Origin of the sequence: Nonomuraea sp. NPDC049400, from assembly GCF_044466425.1 — a bacterium.
Lineage (GTDB): Bacteria > Actinomycetota > Actinomycetes > Streptosporangiales > Streptosporangiaceae > Nonomuraea.
This window is the reverse complement of sequence record NZ_JBITMP010000044.1, coordinates 48,874-68,210: the sequence shown is the minus strand read 5'-3', so window position 1 is coordinate 68,210 and position 19,337 is coordinate 48,874. Positions and strand designations below refer to the sequence as shown.

Genomic DNA, 19,337 nt, shown 5'->3' with positions numbered 1-19,337 from the left:
GCGTGGCCAGAACGACATCGGCTCGATGCCAACGTTCACCCCGCCCCGGTCAGAACGACATCGGCTCGATGTCCACGTCCAGCCGGCCCCGCTGCATGGCCTGCCTCGCGTCCCAGCGTTCCAGCGACAGCTGCGACTCGCGGTAGCCCTCCATGGCCTCCTGGAACAGCTCGTCGGCGGCGTCCGGCTCGCCGACCGCCCGGCGGTCGAGCGCCAGGTTGGACATCGCCGCCAGCGTCACCGGGTGCCGCTCGTGGAGCACCTGCTTGGCCAGCCGGAGCACCTGCTCCCCCAGCTCCCTGGCCTGCCGCACCTCGCCGAGCGCGGCCAGGTCGCTGGCCAGGTTGGTCATCACGACCAGCGGGCTGACGTGCAGTTCGCCGAAGGCGGCGGTGAACCCGGCCAGGCAGTCCTCGTTGAGCTGCCTGGCCCCGAGCGGATTGCGCCTGTGTCTCAGCACGGTGGCGAGGTTGGCCTTGGCGGCGAGGATGTTGGGATGGCCGGCCCCGGCGGCCTGCTCCCATGCCTTCACTGTCTGCTCACCCAGGTCCTGGGCGGCGGCGAGGTCGTCGGTGAGCTTGCGATCGATGATCGTGTTGGTCGCCACGAGCAGGGACTGCCGGTGCTCGGCGCCGAGCAGGGCGCGGTGGCGCTCCAGGACCTCCTCGGCCTGCTCGCGGGCTTGGGCGTGGAAGCCCATCCGGCGGAGCGCGACCGCGAGGTCGGCCTCGGCGAGCAGCCTGCGCCGGTGCCACGGCTGGCCGGTGCGGGCCATGGCCTCGGTCACCTCGCGGATGTAGTCGAGTGAGTCCTCGTAACGGCCGAGCCGGCGGTAGTCGCGGGCGACGGCGAACCAGGAGTCCAGGGTCTCCAGGTGATCGTGACCGTAGAGGCGCTCTCTTTCTGCACGGACGTGCTCGTCCCACTCCAGCGCCTCCTCGAACCGCCCCAGGCACCGCAGGCTCAGCGCGATGTTGTTGCGGATGATCAGGCAGTATCGGTGCTCGGGCCGCAGCACGCGTTCGTGCAGCGGCAACAGCTGCATCTCCAGGTCAAGCACCTCGTTGTAGCGGCCGAGAATGCGCAGGTCGGTGCCGAGGCTGCGGGCGCAGCGCAGGTAGACCTCGTTCTCCTCGCCCAGGACGCGGCGGGCCCGCTCCACCGTCTCGGCGTTGCGCTCATAGGCCTCCTGGTAGCGCCCCAGCTCGCGCAGGACGCTCGCCACCTCGGCCGCCAGCGACAGCACCTGGAGATGGTCGGGCCCCAGCTTGACCTGCCACCGCTCGAGCGCCTGCCCGCCGAGGGCGAGCGCCTCGGCGTTGCCGCCGCGGATCGCCAGCCGGCGAACCTGCTGGATCACCAGGTTGCGCAGGTGCGAGTTGTCGCTGTCGAGCGCGCCCGAGGGGATGAGGTGCTGGCGGGAACGCTCGTACTTCGTGTCGTTCTCCTCCAGCTCCGGCTCGCCGGGGTTGGAGGCGGCCAGCAGCGCGTGAACCGCGTCGCGCAGCTCGCGGGCGCGTTCGGGGTCCTCCTGCTCGATGCGGCTCTTCGTGACGGCCTGCACCACGCGGTGGATCTGCACGATGTTGCGCATGCCGTCGATCTGGATGAGCGAGAAGCGGGCGAGCTCGCGGGCCGCCCGGCGGAAGTCGGTCAGGTTGTGGATCACCTTGCTGAGCGGCCCGGGCAGGTCCGGCACGCGTCCGGGCTGGGCGATGAGCGCCTCGGAGATGGGCTCGGGCGAGAAGAACGCGAGCAGGCCGAAGAGGGCGTCGGCCTCCTCGGAGATCCGCTCGCGCGACACGCTCCAGGTGGTGGCCACGACGTCGGGGTAGTAGATGTCGACGTTCTCGCCGAACAGCAGGTGGGCGTTCTGGTGGAACCGCTCGATGTACTCCTTGACCGTGGCACCGGTCTGGGTGAGGTAGGCCGCGGCGTGCTCGGCGGCCAGCGGCAGGTTGCCGAGGGTGTTCGCGAGCTCCTCGGCGGCGGCCTGCCGGCCGGCCTCCTCCTCGGCGTCCTCGCCGGGCGCCAGGGCGGGCACCCGCTTGCGGAGGAACTCGACGGTCTCCCCCAACGTGAACTGGGCGACCTGGATCCCGTCCGAGCGCAGGGCCTGCCGCCAGTTCTGCAGGCGCGAGGTGATGATCACGTGTCCCGCCCCCTGCGGCAGATATTTGCGGACGAGCTCTGGGTGCATCGCGTTGTCGAAGACCAGGAGGTATGTGCGGTACGGCTCGCCGAGCCGCAGGGCGTCGAGCACTGCCTGGCTGGAGTAGTCGCGCCGGTTGCCGACCAGGTCCGGTTGCAGGCCCATGCGCCGTCCGAGCGCGACGATGGAGTTGCGGATGGTGTGTTCCTGCTCCGCGCGTACCCACCAGATGACTTCGTAGTCACTTGCCCATCGATGAGCATATTCAGCCGCTATTTCCGTTTTTCCGACGCCACCCAAACCGAAAAGAGCCTGGGCCGGCTGACTGATCAGCGCGGAGGACGCCGCCACGAGCTGGTCTCGCAGCTGGCGGAGCTCGACCTCTCTGCCAGTGAAATGCCGGTTTCGCACCGGCACCTCCCGCCCCATGATTTGCGGGAAACGACGCATCGGGCGCGAAGCCTCGGCGAGCCCATCCGATTGCGATCGCTCCATTGCGGCACCCGCTTCCAGACGCTTGTGAACTCTACGGCAAGCTCACTCTACGGCGCTGGTGGACGTCTCGCACGGTGCCTGATCTTGACTTGGCGCCGGTTTTTCGGCCACTGTCGTCAGGTGACAGAGGAGCGCAATTGGAACCTCCTGGTGTCGAACCTACAAAAGGGACGCTGTATACCATTCCTGGGCGCTGGCGCTTGCGCTGGACTTCTGCCGCTCGGTCCCGAGCTCGCTCGCCGTTGGGCGGAGCGATACGGCTACCCCTTCGAGGACGACGCCAACCTGGCCAGGGTCATGCAGTACGTCGCCGTCATGGAGTTCAACGGCGACCTCCCCCTGCTGAAGGAGCACCTGGTGCAGGAGGTCTTCCACCGGACGCGACTGCCGGACTTCGGCGCGGAGCACCAGATCCACTCCCTGCTCGCGCGATGCGACCTGCCGCTCTATGTCACGACCAACTATGACGATTTCCTGACCCGATCCCTGAAGGTTCACAACAAGGATCCACACGAGCAGATCAGTCCGTGGTACGCAGGTTCAGTGAGCTCGCCGCTTCCCAAGGACTACACCCCGACGCCGAAGAGCCCGCTGGTCTATCACCTTCACGGCCATTATCGACAGCCCGAATCCATGGTTGTGGCAGAGGACGATTACATCGAATATCTGATCCGTCTCGGGGGCGACAGCCGTACCTCATCCAAGAGAAGCTTGGTGCCTCCGGTGGTAAACATGGCTTTACGCAAGAAATCCATCCTTTTCATTGGATACTCCATCGCCGACTGGACATTCCTTGTCCTGTTCCGGACCTTGTTACGGGGACTCGACGAGACGCAGCGTCCGTGGAATGTGAGTGTCCAGCTCACGCCCAGAACCACGGGGAACGAGGAGTCTGCCAGAAACTACCTTGAAGAGTCTTTCCGGCGGCGTAACATCACGGTCTTCTGGAAGAGCACCGAGGACTTCACCAAGGAGCTGGCCAGGCGCATGTGGGGAGCAGCGGGATGAGCGAGCCATACGTCGGTCCGCGTCCGTTCCGCGCCGACGAGGCCGACCGGTTCTTCGGCAGGAGCGCCGAGTCGAGGGACACCGCGGCGGTGTGGCAGGCCGAACGGATATCGGTGCTGCACGGCCCCGCATCCTCCGGCAAGACCTCCCTGCTGCACGCCGGCGTGCTGCCGCGCGTGGCCGGTCTGCCGGACGTCGATCTGCTGCCCGTGGGCCGGCTGAGCCACCTGTCGGCGGCGCACCTGGCGGCCCCGCCGCGGGATCCCGCCTATCCGCTGCTCAGCAGCTGGGGCGGACACGGCGACTCGCTCACGGAGTTCCTCAGCACGCGCCGTCCGCCGCCGACGGCGGGCGACCAGCCGTACTCCATCCTGGCGGCCGTCGATCAGGTGGAGGACCTGTTCACCGGGCCGCCCTGGCAGCGGGAGAGCGCCGACCGGCTGATGGCGGCCCTGGCCGAGGCGCTGACCGCGGTGCCGGCGCTGCGGCTGCTGCTGGTGGTCCGCGACGACCACCTCGGGACGCTCACGTCGTACGAGGACCTGTTCGGCAACCAACCGCTGCCCCGGCTCCGGCTGAGCGCGCTCGACCCCGAGGCGGCCGAGGAGGCCGTCACCGGGCCGGCGTCCGCCGCCGGGCGGGGCTTCGCCTCCGGTGCCGCCCGCCTGCTGGTCCACCAGCTGCGCGCCGTCGCCCTCACCGACCGGCTGGGCACGCCGGTCTCACTGGTCGAGAGCCACGTCCAGCCCCTTCATCTCCAGATCGCCTGCCTGCGGCTCTGGCGGGAGAGCACCGGCACCATCACCGACGCGGACGTCCGGCGGCACGGGGACGTGGACCACGGCATCACCGCCTTCTCCGACGAGGTCATCGCCCGGGTCGCCGCCCGGCGCGAGGTGGACGAGGGGGTGCTGCGCGACCGGCTGGAGACCGCGTTCATCACGCCCTACCGCACGCGGGCCATGGTGTACGGCGGGCCGCTCGACGTCGCGGGCATCGCGCATCAAGCCATCCGCGACCTGGTCGAGGCGGGCGTGTTGACCCCCGAGTACCGTGCCGGGCTCACCTGGTACCAGCTCAGCCACGACCGGTTGGTCACCGCGCTGCAACGCGCGAACGCGCAGTGGCGGGAGCGTTCCGGCCGCGCCGAGCCCGCCCCGCCGCCCCGCGGTCCCGGCGACTACCGGGACGCCGCGGAGACGGCACTGGCCAGAGGCGACCTGGAGGCCGCCCACGAGTACGCCGGGCAGGCCGTCGCCGGCTACGCCGACCGCGAGCGCGCTCGCGCCCTCGTCCTGCAGGGTGACATCTCGCGGGTCAGCGGCGAGCCCGATCGGGCGAAGGACTACTTCGAGCAGGCGCTGGGCACGCTTGTGCAGATCGAGGACACCTACGGCAGGGCGCAGGTGCTGATGGCGATGGCCGAGCTGGAGCTGGATCGCGGCGCCGCCGCCACGGCCGCCGACCTGTACCGGGAGGCGCTGCAGCTCGCGCCGGGCGATCCGGACGTGCTGGCCGGGTTGGGGCGGGCGCAGTGGATGAGCGGCGCTCCCGCCGACGCCGAGGCCACCTTCGGCCGGGCGCTCGACGCCAACCCCGGGCATCCGGCCGTCCACGCCGGACGCGGGCTCGCGCGGGTCGAGTTACATCAGTACCAGGCGGCGCTGGCGGATCTGGACAAGGCACTGACGCGGCCGCTCGGCACCGGGGTGGAGGCGGAGGTCCGCGCGGCCCGCGCCCAGGCGCTCGCCATCGAGGAGCGTCCGCGGCAGGCTCAGGAGGAGCTGAACCTGGCCATAAGCCTTGACCCCGACAGCCCGCTCACGGTGCTGCGGTCGATGTGGGTGCACTGGTACGGCGGCGACCGCGACGCGGCGCAGGCCGTGCTCCGAGCCGCGGAGACGGCGGCGGGACGGCTGCCGCCCAGGCTGCTCGATCAGGCCCGGCGCTTCCTGGCTCATCGGAGGTGAACGATCAAGCGGATCCTTCATGACCTCAGGCGCGGCCGCAACATCGACGCGTACGCGACCTCGGCGGTAGCGCTGGTGCTGGCCGTACTGACGGTGGTCGGCGACGTCGTGCCGGAGCAGCTCAAATGGGCCGGCGTGCTGGCCGGGGTGGGCCTGCTGGTGTTCCGCATGACCGTCCCTGAGGGTTCGGCCTGGGGGCAGGTGGCGCTGCACGACCGTACGGCCTTCGACGCCGTGCCGCCGGCCAAGCTGTTCGGGGACGCCAAGCAGGTGTGGATCTTCGCCCCGTCGGGCGTGAATCTGCTGTCCGAGCAGAACTGCCAGCTGTTACGCCGCACGGTGCTGGCACGGCCCGACGGCGTGCTGCGCATCGTCGTACTCGATCCCGGGGTACGGGAGGGAGTCGTTGTGGCCGGTCGCCAGCTGGACGACGGTCTGGACCCGCCGCTGCAGCCGTTCGCCACGGCGCTGGAGCAGGTGGCGGGCAAGCTGCGCAACATGAGGAGCTGGCAGGTCGCCGGCTCCTTCGACTTCCGCATGTTCCCCTACAACCCCGGGTTCAGCCTGGTGGCGGTCGACCCCGGCGAGCGCAACGGCAAGATGATCGTGGAGTTTCACGGGGTCGGCAACGAGACGGTGGCCGCGCGCATGCACATCGAGCTCACCCGCGACGTCGACGAGCGCTGGTACACGCACTGGCTGGGCCAGTTCGACGAGCTGTGGAAACAGGCCAGGGAGTCTGACGGCGCACCCTGATCCCGCGACCGCGGGCCTGTGCTCAGGATCCGCTCTCGCCGGGCACGGTCTGCGCGGACGGCGGCGGCTGGTGTGCTTCCCCGATCATCAGCTGACCCCACTGGCCGTTCTCCACGCGGAAGATCTGCGTGGCGAAGCCGATGAGCGCTTCGAACGCGGTCACCGCCCCCGCCAGCGCGGCCAGGACGGCGGCCACCACACCGCAGGCGGCCCGCCCTGTCTCCGAGGGGAGCTGGCCCACCACCCCGGCCAGCGCGGGAGGTCAGCCGCCGCGCACCATCGCCGCCGAGCCGGCGGCCGCCCGTTCGAGGGCGGCGCCGGGCTCGGTGACGATCTGGAGCGAGAGCTGCGAGGCTAGCTGTCACGCAGGCCCGCGAACAGGTCCTCTTCGTGGTCGGGCGCGTCCACCTTGCACAGCTTCCGTTCGAACGCCTCGTGCGCGAACGCCTGCTGCTGCGCCTCCTCGGGCATGCGGAGCAGGAAGATGTTCTCCCCCTGGCTTTCGTGCGCCTTGAGCGCCTTGAGCTTGCGCTCGACGAAAGGCGCGACATCGACGAGGCTGGTGACGCGCTCGTCAGGCGTGCCGAAGTCGTCGGACGGCTCGAAGCCGCCGAGGTCGACCCCGCTGTCGCGCATCAGCTCGAACATCCGCTTGATGGCGGAACGCGGAATGGCCGTGTAGTAGAGCTTGTCGGGAATGCCGGTCGACTCGGTGGCCGCCACCGTGATGCGGTGGGTCTGGACGTGGTCGGGATGGCCGTAACCGCCGCCGCCCGTCTCGTCATAGGTGACCACGACCTGGGGCCGGTAGTGCTCCATCAGCGCGGCCAGCCGGGCGGCGGCCGTCTCGACGGGCACGTTGGCGAACGCGTCGGGGTGGGCGTTGGCGTCCCAGCCCTGCATGCCGGAGTCGCGGTAGCCGAGCAGCTCCAGATGGTCGATGCCCAGGTGGGCCACGGACTCGCGTAGCTCGGCCAGCCGCCGCTCGGCCACCGCCGCGTCATCGTGGCCCGCCTCGCCCGGCTTCACGCCGCCCTGGTCGTCGCCCTGCTCGCCGTTGGTGCAGGTGACGAGGACCGTGCGGATGCCTTCGTCGGTATAGCGGGCCAGGATGCCGCCGGTGCTCAGGCACTCGTCGTCGGGGTGGGCGTGTACGACCATGAGGGTGAGTTGCCGATCCATGGGCCGAAACACTACCCGCAGGCCCCGACAGTTCCGCCTCCTGCCTCTGCTTGTACCTGGCCGCCCTGGCGGGCCAGCTCACCGGCGCGCAGACGCGCGGCCGCCGCCGCGCCCCGGTCGCCCAGGGTCTCGGCGAGGGCCGCCTGCTTGAGCCAGTTGTACGGGCTGCACGGGCGCACGTTGACGCGCTCGCTCACCAGGACCCGTGCCACGTCGCGCCGCCCCGCCCGCAGGGCCGCCTCCAGCAGGGTCTTCTGCACGGCGTCCCGCTGCGCGTGGCTGCCGCCGAACTCGTTGACCCGGTGCCGGATCGGGTACAGCGCATCCACCACCGCGTCGTAGTCGCCCTTGCCGAAGGCCACCAGGGAACGGCACACCGGCAGGCCCACCCGGAGGGTCATGTCCTGGTTGGTGACGCCGGGACGCGGATCCAGCACGTACGCCTCCCGCGTGGCGATCAGCTTCTCCGCCTCCCCGATCCGCCCGGCGCCCACGTACGACATGACCGCGTGCATGTCGTTGAACGCGTAGAACGGCTCCCCCACCCTGACCGGCCACGCGTCGGCCAGGGCGCGCCAGCGCCCGTCGAGCTCCGGCCGGCCGGAGCCCTCCAGGTGGAGGCGCCAGAGCAGGGCGGCGGCGTCCAGCAGCTCCATGCAGGACTGCCCGCCGGCCAGCACCGAGTCGTAGATGGCCAGCGCCCGCGCCTCGTCGCCCGACTCCAGCGCGTAGAGGCAGTAGTGCCACCAGTTGTGGATGTTGAAGAACGTGCCGGTCGACCAGTCCGGGAGCCGTGCGTCGAGGTAACGCACGCCGTCCCCGAACCGGCCCTGCATCTCGTACGTGTGCACCACCGCGTGGATGCCCCACACGTCGCGCGGGTTCAGCTCGACCGCGCGCAGGCCGACCTCCTCCGACCTGTCGTAGTGTCCCGCCTCCTCGAGGCCGAAGGCGTACATCCCCAGAACATGACCGAAATGCCGGTCATCTTCCCGCCAGGCGTTCAGTGCCCCGCCGATCCTGTCGCGCAGCGAGCGCGCGTCGCCGGTGAAGAAGTCGACCTGGTGCCCGGCGGCCAGCGCCAGCGCGTCGCGCGGATGCTCCACGGTGATCTCGCCGAGGAGCCGCCCGCACGTCAGCCAGTCGCCGTCGAGCAGCGCCTGCACGGCTGCCACGTGCGCGCGCTCGCGTGGCAGCAGCGACGCCTCGTCGGTCCTGCGGCGGAACGCGGCGAAGCGCGCCCGCGCCGTCCGCGCGTCCTCCGCCTCGGTGGTGAGCAGCCCCAGGTACGCCGCCAGGACGTTGCCCATCGGGAAGTCCGGCGACTCGGCCAGCGCCGCGCCGGTCTCGGCGTCGACCTCCGCCCGGAAGTGCAGCAGTTCGTCGATCGCCCGGTCGTAGTGCCGTACCGCGGCGGCGCCGGCACCGGTCACCGCCAGGCCATGCTGGTCGTTGGTCACCGGACCAATGTACCTATGTACCTACTGATCAGGTGGGGAATAGGGCCAGGGGACCCCGGTCGCCGCTCTGCGCTCGAGGGCGCGGCGACCGAGGGCCCGACGTCCCTACGCCGACCGTCCGGTCACCACCGCCCGGCCCATGCCGGGATCGTCGCAGAAGGCCCCGTCGATCCCCAGCTCGACCAGCCTCGACAGCCACCCCATCACGTTCCCGGTGGCCCGCGCGTAGACGGGGCTGGCCGGGTTGCCCAGCCGGTAGTCCGCCGGGAGCATCGAGTTCTCGTTCCGTACCGTCCACACGTGCACGGCGAGCCGCCGCCGGTGAGCGTCGGCGATCAGCGTGGTGGGCTCGACGGTCCTGCCGGAGGCGTCCTGGGGCACCACGCGCCGCGTGTCCACCCCGATCCCGTTCGCGTAAGCCGCGACCTCGCGCAGCCCGTCCGGCGTCACCATGTCGTCGTAGGTACGGGTGCTCCCGGAGGCGACCCAGTCGTACGGCGCGCCGCCGAACGTGATCAGCTGGATCAGCGGCAGCCTCGTCTTGGAGCGCAGGTCGCGCAGGTTCGCCGTCTCGAAGGACTGGATGTACGCCTTGCGCACGCGATAGCGGTTCAGCACGTCCAGCAGCGGCTCCTCCAGCGACAGGCCGATGGAGTCGAAGTACGTCGGGTGCTTGGTCTCGGGGTAGACGCCGACGCCGTGCTCCAGCGCGAGCTTCACGACCTCCTCGAACGTCGGGATCTCCGCCAGCCCGTCGAAGGCCGTGTTGTCCGGCCGCAGGTCCGGCACGCGCTCCTTGGCGCGCAGCGTCTTCAGCTCGGCCAGCGTGAAGTCCTCGGTGAACCACCCGGTGACCGGCCGCCCGTCCACGGTCTTCGTGGTCCGCCGCCCGGCGAACTCGGGGCGCGCGGCCACGTCGGTCGTGCCGGAGATCTCGTTCTCGTGCCTGGCGACCAGCACGTGGTCCTTGGTGGAGACGAGGTCGGGCTCGATGTAGTCGGCGCCCATCGCGATGGCGGCCTCGTACGACAGGAGGGTGTGCTCGGGCCGGTGGGCGCTCGCGCCCCGGTGGCCGATCACAATGGGAGCGTGGCCGCGGCGCTCTGCCGTGGCGGGGGTCGTCTGGGTCAGCACAACGGCGACCGTACCGCCGGCGACGACACCGGCCAGGACGCTCGCGAGTAACCTGCGCATGGTCATGCGCGCAACGTAGACCACGCAGGTGGACCGCGAGTTACACCTGAGCACACAGTGAAAGACGTACGGAAACGCCCCTTTCCAACCTCCCCTCGACGCGCCCGTCACGTGGAAGATAGATGACCATGACCGATCTCAACGGGCGCGTGGCCCTGCTGACCGGCGCGTCAGGCGGCATCGGGCAGGCCATCGGACGCCGGCTCATCGCCGAGGGAGTCAGGACGGCGTTCACGTACGGCACCCGCTCCGGACACGCCGACGACCTCGTGGCGCAGGCACGGGAGGCCGGGGTGGACGCGATCGCGCTCCCCGGCGACCTGGCCGACCCCCAGGTGCCCGCCGCCCTGCTCCGCGCCACGGCCGACGCGCTCGGCCCCGTCGACGTGCTGATCTCCAACGCCGGCTACGCCATCCAGCAGGACTACACCGCGGTGGACGCGGTGACGTGGGACCGCACGATCGCCGTCAACCTGCGGGCTCCGTTCCTGCTGGCGCAGCGGGCGCTGCCGGGGATGGCGCAGCGCGGGTTCGGGCGGGTGCTGTTCATGTCGTCGATCGCGGCCTTCACCGGCGGCATCGTCGGCCCGCACTACGCGGCCTCCAAGGCGGGCCTGCACGGCATGCTCCACTTCCTGGCCTCGCACGTCGCCTCGCGCGGCGTGACGGTCAACGCCCTGGCGCCCGCGCTCATCCAGGACACGGCCATGCTCCCGGCCACGGCCGACCCGCACCTCCTGCCGGTCGGCCGGTTCGGCCGCCCGGAGGAGGTCGCCGACCTGGCCCTGGCCGTCCTGCGCAACGGCTATCTCACCAGCCAGGTCCTCAACCTCGACGGCGGCGCCTACCCGCGCTGAATCCGGCGGCTGGCTCACCGGGGCGCGGGCAGCTCGCCCGAGCCCCGGACGACCAGCCGGGTGGGCACCAGCATCCTGCGCGCCTTCGACCTGTCGCCGTCCAGCCGCGACAGCACCAGCTCCGCCGCCGCGGCCCCCATCCCTGCCGGATCCTGGGCCACGACCGTCAGCGGCGGGTCCAGGCACTCGGCCAGGGGCAGGTCGTCGAAGCCCACCAGCGCCACGTCCTTGCGGCGGGCCCGCGACAGCGCCACCACCGCGCCCGTGGAGGCGAGGTTGTTGCCCGCGAACAGCGCCGTCGGCGGATTGGTTAGCGCTAACAGGCGCATCGCGGCCTGGGCCGCGGCCTCCTGGTCGTGGCCCGTCTCCACCAGGGACCGCTCGAACGGCAGGCCCGCGGCCTCGAGGGCGTCGCGGTAGCCCTGGAACCGCTCGCGGCGGGTGTAGAGGGTGGCGGGCACGTCGCCGACGAAGCCGATCCTGCGGTGACCGTGCGCGATCAGGTGGGCGACGCCGGCCCTGGCGCCCTCCCGGTTGGCGCTGACCACGCTGTCGGCCGTCAGGCCGACGGCCGGGCGGTCGAGGAAGACGATCGGCAGGCCGGCCACGCGCTCGTTGCGCAGGTGGCGATGGTCGCTGGTGGCCGAGGGGACGACCATGAGAGCGCTCACCCTGCGGGCCAGGAACGTCGCTATCAGCGACTGCTCCAGGTCCGCCGTCTCGCTGGAGTTGCCGACGATGAGGGTGAGCCCGCGGGCGCGGATGGCGCTCTCGATGCCGCCCGCGACCGTGCCGAAGAACGGGTTTCCCATCTCGGGGATGACCAGGCCGATCGCGGCGTCGCGCGCGCCGACCCGCATGTTGCGGGCCATCAGGTTGGGCTGGTAGCCCAGCTTCCTGACGGCGGCCATGACGCGTTCGCGGGTTTCGACGGCGACCGGGCCGTCGTCGTTGAGCACCCGCGAGACGGTCTTCGCCGTGACGCCCACCTCACGCGCCACATCTGTCATCGTCGGACGCCGCATTGCGCCCATGTTAGTGGCCGCTCATCAGGACAACCCGATCGCCTCCGCCGCACCCTGATCCGTCACTACCGCCTTGCCCTCGGAGACCTGGAGCGCGCCGGTCATGATGGCCACCACCTCGGCCATGCTGTGGTCGCCCGGCTTGATCTGGGCGACCCGGCGGCCGAGGCGCTGGACGTGGATGCGGTCGGCGATCTCGAACACGTGCGGCATGTTATGGCTGATCAGCACCACCGGCGTGCCCTGGTCGCGGACCCGCTTGATCATGTCGAGCACCTGGCCGGACTCCTTGACGCCGAGCGCGGCGGTGGGCTCGTCCATGACCACGACGTGCGTGGCCCACGCCACGGCCCTGGCCACGGCCACGCCCTGCCGCTGGCCGCCGGACAGCGACTCGACCGGCTGGGTGAGCGAGCGCAGCCCGATCTTGAGGTCGGCCATGTGCCTGGCCGACTCCTCGCGCATGCGCTTCTTGTCGAGCAGCCGGAAGATGCTGCCGAGGATGCCGGGCTTGCGGAGCTCGCGGCCGAGGAACATGTTGGTGGCGATGTCGAGCGAGGCCGCGACCGCGAGGTCCTGGTAGACGGTCTCGATGCCGTGCCTGCGGGCGTCGATCGGGGACCGGAGCCGCACCGGCTCGCCGTCGAGCAGGATCTCGCCGGAGTCGGGCTGGAGCGCGCCGGTCAGCGCCTTGATGAGGCTGGTCTTGCCGGCGCCGTTGTCGCCGATGACGGCGAGCACCTCGCCGGGCATCAGGTCGAAGTCGGCGCCGTCGAGTGCCGTGACGTGGCCGTACTTCTTGATCAGGCCGCGGGCCTGGAGGACGGGGGTCGTCATCGGTTCCTCCTGCGCGAGATCTGGTCGACGGCGACGGCGAGGATCACCAGGATGCCCGTGATGAGCGTCTGGTAAATCGACGGTACGCCCATCAGCTGCAGGCCGTTGCGGAACACCCCCACGATGAGCGCCCCGACCAGCGTGCCGATCACCAGGCCGCGCCCGCCGAACAGGCTCGTGCCGCCGAGCACGACCGCGGTGATGCTGTCCAGGTTGTCGGTCTGGCCGGCCTGCGGGTCGCCCACTCCGGTACGCGAGACCAGGAGCAGGGCGGCGATGCCGTACACGAAGCCGGCCAGGGTGTAGACGCCGACGGTCAGTCGGCGCGTCCTGATGCCGGTCAGGCGGGCCACCTCGGGGCTGTTGCCGAGCGCGTACACGTGCCTGCCCCACGCCGTGGAGCCCAGCAGGTAGGCGAACAGCAGGAACAGCAGGATCGTCAGCAGCGAGCCGTAGGTGACGTTCGTCTGCCCGACCTGGAACGTCTGCCCCAGGAACGTCAGCAGCGGAGGCAGGTCCGTGATCGTCTGCTCGTTGGAGTAGATGTGGGTCAGGGCGAAGACCACGTTCAGCATGCCGAGCGTCACGATGAACGGCGGCAACGAGATCCGTGTCACCAGCAGCCCGTTGACCAGCCCGAACCCCGCGCAGATCGCGAGCCCGGCGGCGAGCGCCAGCAGCGGCGGCAGGCCGCTGTCCACGGCCAGCTTGGTCATCACGATGCCGCCGAACGCCATGATCGCGCCGTTCGACAGGTCGATGCCCGCGGTGAGGATGATCAGGGTCTGCCCGATGGCCAGGGTGCCGACCACCATGACCTGCTGGATGATCAGCGAGAAGTTGGGGCCGGTGAAGAACTGGTCGGTATTGAGCCCGAAGAACAGGCAGGCCAGCAGCAGCGCGGCCAGCGGGCCCGCGACGGGTGTGGTAATCAGGCGGCGCGGCAGCGTCGCTTCCATCACTGCCATGTCAGCCCCAGCAGTTCGCCAGGCCGAAGGCCGTGTCCTTGGCCTCGACGCCGGAGACGGACTTGTCGGTGATCAGTGTGACGCCGGTGTCGGTGTAGCCGGAGACTTTCTTACCGCTCTTGGCGAACTCGGACACCGCCTTGACGCCGTCCTCGGCCATCTTGAGGGGGTACTGCTGGCTCGTGGCGGCGATCTGGCCGGACTGCACGGCCTTGACGCCCGTGCAGCCGCCGTCCACGGAGACGATCAGCACGTCCTTCTCGCGGCCCTTGGCCTTCAGCGCCGTGTACGCGCCCAGCGCGGCGGGCTCGTTGATCGTGTAGACGACGTTGATGTCGGGGGCCTTCTGCAGGCAGTTCTCCATGGCGGTCTGGCCCTTGGCCTGGTCTCCCCTCGTGTCCTGGGAGCAGACGACGGACGGGTCGCCCTCCTTGATCCCGAAGCCCTTCAGGAAGCCGTCATGCCTGAGCTGGCCGACCGTGACGCCGGGGGCCAGGTCCAGGGTGGCGATCTTGGCGGGCTTGCCGGCCATGGCGGCCTTGGCGTACTGGCCGATCAGCTCGCCGGCCTTGAGGTTGTCGGTGGCGAACAGCGCGTCCGTGGCGTCCTGCGGGTCCGTCGGGGTGTCGAGGGCGATGACGAGCACGCCCGCGTCACGGGCCTTCTTGATCGCGGGGACGATGGCCTTGGTGTCGCTCGGAGTGATGAGGATGCCCTTCACCCCGGCGGCGACCATGTTCTCGATGGCCGTGATCTGGGAGGCGTTGTCGCCGTCGAACTTGCCGGCGGCGCTCATCAGCTCCATGCCGTTGGCCTGGGCTGCCTTCTGCGCGCCCTCCTTCATCTTGACGAAGAACGGGTTGGTCTCGGTCTTGGTGATGAGGCCGACCTTGGGGGTGGACGACCCGTTCTGGGCACTGCCTCCGTTGCCGCCGCCGCAGCCGGTGATGAGAAGTGCGGCGGCCAGGAGTCCGGCCGAGAGCTTTGCATTCATGGGCGGTTCCTATCAGGGGGGACCCGATGTCATCGTTGACATATGTCAACGTTGACATCCGCTGTGCTGCGATGATGGACTCCGATCCGAGAAACGTCAATGCCCCCATGCCGTAACAAATCGGCAACTTGCCTGAAAGGCAGGCTCGATGATCGCTGTCCTGGGCGAGTGCGTCGCCGACGGCTTCACCACCCGCTCCCCCGGCGACCACCCCCTCGGCCCCCGCCCCACCACCCCCGGCGCTCCCCCCGTCCTCACCCCCGGCTCCCCGATTTCGTCCAGCGGCACGGCGGGGTTGGCGTTGCAGGTGCTGCCGGGCGGCGGGCCCGCGAACACGGCTGTGGCGCTGGCGCGGCTCGGCACCCCCACCCGGTTCCTCGGCCGCATCTCCGGTGACGTGTTCGGCGAGCTGTTCCGCCGGCACCTCACCTCGTCGGGCGTGGACCTCTCGGCGTCCGTCGAGGCCAAGGAGCCCAGCACGCTCGCCGTCGCCGCCCTGGACCCGGTAGGCCAGGCCGAGTACACCTTCTACGCCGACGGCACCGCCGACTGGCAGTGGAGCCCGTACGAGCTGGACCTGACGCGGCTCGGCCCGGTCGCCTGCCTGCACACCGGCTCGCTCGCCCTGGTCAGGGAGCCGGGCAGGACGGCGGTGGAGGCGTTCGTGAGGGAGGCCGCCGGGCAGGTCACGATCTCCATCGACCCGAACGTCCGCCCCAGCCTCGCCACCCGGGAGGACTACCCGGTCTCCCGCTGGTGCGAGTGGGCCGACATCCTCAAGCTCAGCGACGACGACCTGGACTTCCTGCTGCCTGGCGTGCCGATGGAACGTGCCTGCGACATCTGGCACGCCGCCGGAGCCCGCCTGATCGTCATCACGCGGGGCGCGGCGGGCGCGCTCGTGTCCCTGGACGGGAAGCGAGCCCTGGTACGGGCCCCGAAGGTCGAGGTCGTGGACACGGTCGGCGCGGGCGACTCCTTCACCGCCGGCCTCCTGCACAGCCTCTCCGCCAAGGGCCTCCTGGGCGGCCGCCTGGACGGTCTGGACCTGGAGACGGCGGCGGAGGCGGCGGAGTTCGCGGCCAGGGTGGCGGCCCTGACCTGCTCGGTCGCGGGCGCCAACCCGCCCTGGGCCGCGGCGCTCTGACCCTTCGGGCTCTCCGGGAGGCGGAGCGGTCGAAGATCGGCCAGACTTGGCCCATGCAGCCAGTGGAGGTGGCATGAACCGCGAGCCGAGCCTGACCTACCGGGGCGCACTGGCGATCCTCGGCCACCACGACCGCCCCCGGATCGCCCGGCTGGACAAGCTCCTCGGCGGCGTCATCCTGGCCGCCGGGGCAGCGGCTCTCGGCGGGACGGCCCTCGCGCCGCTGGCGGCGTTCGCGGCTGTCTGGGGCTGGGTGGACCAGAAGAACGAGGCGATCTCGCTGCTGCGCTCGGCCCTGGACAGCGCCACCGACCGGCTGCTGAAGACCTCCGGCTACGAACGGCACCAGCTGATCTGCGCCGCGCACACCACGATCGTGGCGGCGGCTTTCTTCGAGACGCTCCAGGAGCTTGTGGGCAAGCAGCTCCGCCTCACGGAGGCCGACAAGGAGCATCTCGTCACAGGGGAGGCGCCTGATCGTCACGAGAACCTGATCGAACTGCTGTACAACTCCGAGGTCCCCACCCCGTCCCCCGCGCGGGGATTCGAGGAGAACCACGGTGAGGTGCTTGCGTGGCTGACCATGCTCACCGGGCGCCTCCTGCACCTCCTGCGAAGCAGGGACGGCGGCCGGGAATGGAATGAGCTCCTGGCGCTGGTACCCATCTCCGCGGCCGAGCGCTACCGGTCCCATTACCTGTCGCTCTGCGCGACCGTGCCGGAGTTCCTCGTCTGGGCGAGCCTGGGTGAGCACGCTGCCACGAGGACCGAGGTCACCGGGGTCCGCGAAGACGTCCGCGCCGCGCTCGACACCCACTCGGCCGCCCTGTCGCGCCTGGAACGGGTGCTGGAGTCGATGGCTGGCGACCGGCGTGCGGAGCCCGACCTGTGCGCGGTCATGAGCCGCGCCAACCGGGGAGTGTTACGCGAGCACATCGTCGCGGAGAACGCCGTGCGGGCCAGCCCCGAGCTCGCCTTCCCCACGCTCGAGGAGGCTTTCATCGATCCTCGGTACCGGGTCGGCGGGGGCGGCGGGGACGAGCGGCTGGCCAGCGAGAACTGGTGGCGGGACCAGCCGGTGTCCGGCGATCTCGATCTCCTGTTCGCGGCGCACCTCACCTCGCCCCGAGCCACCCGAGCGCCGATGCTGCTGCTCGGCCATCCAGGCGCGGGCAAGAGCTCCCTCACCAAGATGCTCGCCGCGCGACTGCCCGCCTCCGCCTTCACGACGGTGCGGGTCCCGCTGCGCAGGGTCAATGCTGTGGCCCCGGTGCACGACCAGATCCAGGAGGCGCTCGACCTGGCGACCCACCGCCGGGTCAACTGGTGGGAGCTGGCCGAGCAGAGCCGCTCCACCATCCGCGTCGTCCTGCTGGACGGCCTCGACGAGCTGCTCCAGGCGGCCGGCCATCGCGGCGGCTACCTCCAGGAGGTCGTGACCTTCCAGCGGCAGGAGGCCGACCAGGGGCGGCCTGTCATGGTCATCGTGACCTCGCGCACGGTGGTCGCCGACCAGATCACGGTCCCGCAGGGGACGGTGGCCGTCAAGCTGGAGGAGTTCGGCGAAGACCAGATCGCGGCCTGGCTGAGGGTGTGGAACTCCGCCAACAGCCAGGCGATCGCCTCCGGCGCCGTCCGCGCGCTGACCCCCGAGGTGGCCATGCGGCAGGCGGAGCTGGCCAGGCAGCCGCTGCTGCTGCTCATGCTCGCGCTGTATTCCGCCGATCCCGGCGCGCCCGCGCTCGACGAGGGCCTCTCGACCGCCGATCTCTACAGGCGGCTGCTGGACACCTTCGCCCGCCGGGAGATCGAACGCACCAACGAGCGGCTGACCGACCACCGGCGCGAGGACCTCGTGCGGGACCAGCTCTGGAGGCTGACCGTGGCGGCGTTCGCGATGTTCAACCGCGGCCGGCAGAACATCACGGACACCGAGTTGGGGGCTGACCTCCTGGCGCTGGACGAGGAGCCCTCGTCGTCGAGCCGTATCGACGAGCTCGGCAGGCGGCTGATCGGGCAGTTCTTCTTCGTCCACGCCGCCGAGGCACGCATGCCCGGCGAGGGCGACACGCGGCAGAGCTTCGAGTTCTTGCACGCCACCTTCGGCGAGTACCTGATGGCCGCACAGGCCGTCGAGCTCCTCGCCGAACTGGCCCTGGAGAGCACGGCGCGGCGCGGATCCCGTGACCTGAACGACAACCTGGCCTTCGCGCTGCTGTCACACGAGCCGCTGACGAACCGGCGGACCATCCTGACGTTCCTGCAAGAGCTGACCCGCGAGCTGCCCCGGGAGCAGCGGCGGCGGATCATCCGCGCCCTCTCGACGCTCATCGAGAACCATCGCTGCAGGTTCGGCTCGGAGCGGTACGCCGACTACCGGCCGACCCCGACCGACAGGGTGCGGCAGCTGGCGGCCTACTCGGCCAACCTCTTCACGCTCCTCATCGTGCTGGAGGACGAGGTGTGGCTCGACGATCTCTGGCTGGGCAATGCCCCCCTGGTCCAGTGGCGATCCATGGTGACGCTGTGGATGTCAGGTCTCGACACAGCCGGAAGGCAGTCGATCCTCAGCACGTTGAGCTTCCGCCGAAGCAGAGTCAGCATTTCGCCGGACCCCAATGTGCATCTGGCGAAGGACGCCCCTGATGTCATGTACGCACGCCTCGTCGGAGACGACGATCTGGAGCGGCGGCTTCGCTTCGGCCACAGCTCGACCCGGGGCATGCTCTATTCCAGCCCTGGCGACTCATGGGCCGACGTGATCCAGAGCTCCGTCATCGCGCTGCTCAACATGCCCTCCGACTGGCAGGGAAGCCTGCTGCTGGTCGACCCGGACGACGATGTCGACGACGAAGAGCTCGCGGAGGTGCTGAATCGGCTGGCGATGCTGCTCAAACAGTGCAGCCGGATGCTGACGACCGACTCGGCGGCGGACGTCGTCGAGTGGATGGCCCGGATCGGCCGCGGCAGGAGACCTGACCCATACGCGATGGCGGCCGTGCTGTTCGCGCATCCAGAACTCACCGCCAAGATCCCTTGGCTGACCGAGCCCGAGACCTATGCCGGCGCGCCCGGCGTCTCCTTGCTGTTCAGGCTGGCGGGAGACAATTCGCCGGCCCTGGCTAGACTCAGCGTTCTCATCGATCCCAGCGGCGCCGGAGGCGACAACGACATCCGGCGCCTTCTCGCGGCCTACCGCTTGGACGCCACCCTGGACATCGACGACATGGGGCAGACCCGAAGTGTGATCATTCACCGTGATTAGGAGGTAATAGCGACAGCCAGGCTCGGG

15 protein-coding genes are annotated in these 19,337 nt (G+C 70.2%); 6 read left to right on the top strand and 9 right to left on the bottom strand.

Going from position 1 to position 19,337, the window contains the following annotated elements; translation table 11 throughout:
* Nucleotides 1–49: 49 nt before the first annotated feature.
* The gene (gene fxsT, locus ACIBVN_RS45170; RefSeq protein WP_397146489.1) at nt 50–2,518 is read right to left on the bottom strand and encodes an FxSxx-COOH system tetratricopeptide repeat protein; all 2,469 of its coding nucleotides are present in this window, start codon (nt 2,516–2,518) and stop codon (nt 50–52) included.
* Between fxsT and ACIBVN_RS45165 the strand changes: the two genes are divergently transcribed.
* The 3 genes from ACIBVN_RS45165 to ACIBVN_RS45155 all read left to right on the top strand — a co-directional run bounded on the left by ACIBVN_RS45165 (nt 2,408) and on the right by ACIBVN_RS45155 (nt 6,381).
* On the top strand, nt 2,408–3,655 hold the full coding sequence (locus ACIBVN_RS45165; protein ID WP_397146461.1) for an SIR2 family NAD-dependent protein deacylase: 1,248 nt from the start codon (nt 2,408–2,410) through the stop codon (nt 3,653–3,655). The two genes, fxsT and ACIBVN_RS45165, sit on opposite strands and share 111 nt — an antisense overlap.
* Nucleotides 3,652–5,625: a tetratricopeptide repeat protein gene (locus ACIBVN_RS45160; RefSeq protein ID WP_397146460.1), complete on the top strand. Its 1,974-nt coding sequence runs from the start codon at nt 3,652–3,654 to the stop codon at nt 5,623–5,625. Before ACIBVN_RS45165 ends, ACIBVN_RS45160 begins: the two co-directional genes overlap by 4 nt.
* A 75-nt stretch (nt 5,626–5,700) precedes the next feature.
* A complete protein-coding gene (locus ACIBVN_RS45155) occupies nt 5,701–6,381 on the top strand; it encodes a hypothetical protein (protein WP_397146459.1) in 681 nt (226 codons plus the stop codon).
* Between the two features lie 22 nt (nt 6,382–6,403).
* On the opposite strand, the gene ACIBVN_RS45150 is transcribed toward ACIBVN_RS45155, so the two are convergent.
* From ACIBVN_RS45150 to ACIBVN_RS45135, 4 genes are all read right to left on the bottom strand, one after another.
* The gene (locus ACIBVN_RS45150; RefSeq protein ID WP_397146458.1) at nt 6,404–6,625 is read right to left on the bottom strand and encodes a hypothetical protein; all 222 of its coding nucleotides are present in this window, start codon (nt 6,623–6,625) and stop codon (nt 6,404–6,406) included.
* A gap of 110 nt (nt 6,626–6,735) precedes the next feature.
* A complete protein-coding gene (locus ACIBVN_RS45145) occupies nt 6,736–7,563 on the bottom strand; it encodes a PIG-L family deacetylase (RefSeq protein ID WP_397146457.1) in 828 nt (275 codons plus the stop codon).
* Nucleotides 7,564–7,574: 11 nt separating this feature from the next.
* On the bottom strand, nt 7,575–9,023 hold the full coding sequence (locus ACIBVN_RS45140; RefSeq protein WP_397146456.1) for a tetratricopeptide repeat protein: 1,449 nt from the start codon (nt 9,021–9,023) through the stop codon (nt 7,575–7,577).
* Between the two features lie 105 nt (nt 9,024–9,128).
* Nucleotides 9,129–10,223: a glycerophosphodiester phosphodiesterase gene (locus tag ACIBVN_RS45135; RefSeq protein ID WP_397146455.1), complete on the bottom strand. Its 1,095-nt coding sequence runs from the start codon at nt 10,221–10,223 to the stop codon at nt 9,129–9,131.
* A gap of 116 nt (nt 10,224–10,339) precedes the next feature.
* Here ACIBVN_RS45135 and ACIBVN_RS45130 point away from each other — a divergent pair, with 116 nt between their 5' ends.
* Nucleotides 10,340–11,074: an SDR family NAD(P)-dependent oxidoreductase gene (locus tag ACIBVN_RS45130; protein WP_397146454.1), complete on the top strand. Its 735-nt coding sequence runs from the start codon at nt 10,340–10,342 to the stop codon at nt 11,072–11,074.
* A 14-nt stretch (nt 11,075–11,088) separates the two neighbouring features.
* On the opposite strand, the gene ACIBVN_RS45125 is transcribed toward ACIBVN_RS45130, so the two are convergent.
* From ACIBVN_RS45125 to ACIBVN_RS45110, 4 genes are read right to left on the bottom strand one after another with little or no spacing between them, the layout of a single operon-like run.
* Nucleotides 11,089–12,099 carry a LacI family DNA-binding transcriptional regulator gene (locus tag ACIBVN_RS45125; RefSeq protein ID WP_397146453.1) on the bottom strand — a complete coding sequence of 337 codons (1,011 nt, stop codon included), beginning with the start codon at nt 12,097–12,099 and terminating at the stop codon, nt 11,089–11,091.
* Between the two features lie 24 nt (nt 12,100–12,123).
* Entirely contained in the window at nt 12,124–12,936 is an 813-nt protein-coding gene (locus ACIBVN_RS45120) for an ATP-binding cassette domain-containing protein (protein ID WP_397146452.1), read from the bottom strand.
* Nucleotides 12,933–13,904 (bottom strand): ABC transporter permease, encoded by a 972-nt coding sequence (locus ACIBVN_RS45115; protein ID WP_397146451.1) that lies wholly within the window; start codon nt 13,902–13,904, stop codon nt 12,933–12,935. Before ACIBVN_RS45115 ends, ACIBVN_RS45120 begins: the two co-directional genes overlap by 4 nt.
* Nucleotide 13,905: 1 nt before the next feature.
* Entirely contained in the window at nt 13,906–14,898 is a 993-nt protein-coding gene (locus tag ACIBVN_RS45110; RefSeq protein WP_397146450.1) for a sugar ABC transporter substrate-binding protein, read from the bottom strand.
* A gap of 148 nt (nt 14,899–15,046) precedes the next feature.
* Here ACIBVN_RS45110 and ACIBVN_RS45105 point away from each other — a divergent pair, with 148 nt between their 5' ends.
* The gene (locus ACIBVN_RS45105) at nt 15,047–16,045 is read left to right on the top strand and encodes a carbohydrate kinase (RefSeq protein WP_397146449.1); all 999 of its coding nucleotides are present in this window, start codon (nt 15,047–15,049) and stop codon (nt 16,043–16,045) included.
* A 73-nt stretch (nt 16,046–16,118) separates the two neighbouring features.
* A complete protein-coding gene (locus ACIBVN_RS45100) occupies nt 16,119–19,310 on the top strand; it encodes an NACHT domain-containing protein (RefSeq protein WP_397146448.1) in 3,192 nt (1,063 codons plus the stop codon).
* Nucleotides 19,311–19,337 lie beyond the last annotated feature (27 nt).

Excerpts from the sequence above, each read along its gene's own strand:
- ACIBVN_RS45100 (WP_397146448.1), top strand. The coding sequence starts at position 16,119 with ATGAACCGCGAGCCGAGCCTGACCTACCGGGGCGCACTGGCGATCCTC.
- ACIBVN_RS45125 (WP_397146453.1), bottom strand. The coding sequence starts at position 12,099 with ATGCGGCGTCCGACGATGACAGATGTGGCGCGTGAGGTGGGCGTCACG.
- ACIBVN_RS45160 (WP_397146460.1), top strand. The coding sequence starts at position 3,652 with ATGAGCGAGCCATACGTCGGTCCGCGTCCGTTCCGCGCCGACGAGGCC.
- ACIBVN_RS45115 (WP_397146451.1), bottom strand. The coding sequence starts at position 13,904 with ATGGCAGTGATGGAAGCGACGCTGCCGCGCCGCCTGATTACCACACCC.
- ACIBVN_RS45145 (WP_397146457.1), bottom strand. The coding sequence starts at position 7,563 with ATGGATCGGCAACTCACCCTCATGGTCGTACACGCCCACCCCGACGAC.
- ACIBVN_RS45130 (WP_397146454.1), top strand. The coding sequence starts at position 10,340 with ATGACCATGACCGATCTCAACGGGCGCGTGGCCCTGCTGACCGGCGCG.
- ACIBVN_RS45110 (WP_397146450.1), bottom strand. The coding sequence starts at position 14,898 with ATGAATGCAAAGCTCTCGGCCGGACTCCTGGCCGCCGCACTTCTCATC.
- ACIBVN_RS45120 (WP_397146452.1), bottom strand. The coding sequence starts at position 12,936 with ATGACGACCCCCGTCCTCCAGGCCCGCGGCCTGATCAAGAAGTACGGC.
- ACIBVN_RS45135 (WP_397146455.1), bottom strand. The coding sequence starts at position 10,223 with ATGACCATGCGCAGGTTACTCGCGAGCGTCCTGGCCGGTGTCGTCGCC.
- ACIBVN_RS45105 (WP_397146449.1), top strand. The coding sequence starts at position 15,047 with ATGATCGCTGTCCTGGGCGAGTGCGTCGCCGACGGCTTCACCACCCGC.
- ACIBVN_RS45165 (WP_397146461.1), top strand. The coding sequence starts at position 2,408 with ATGAGCATATTCAGCCGCTATTTCCGTTTTTCCGACGCCACCCAAACC.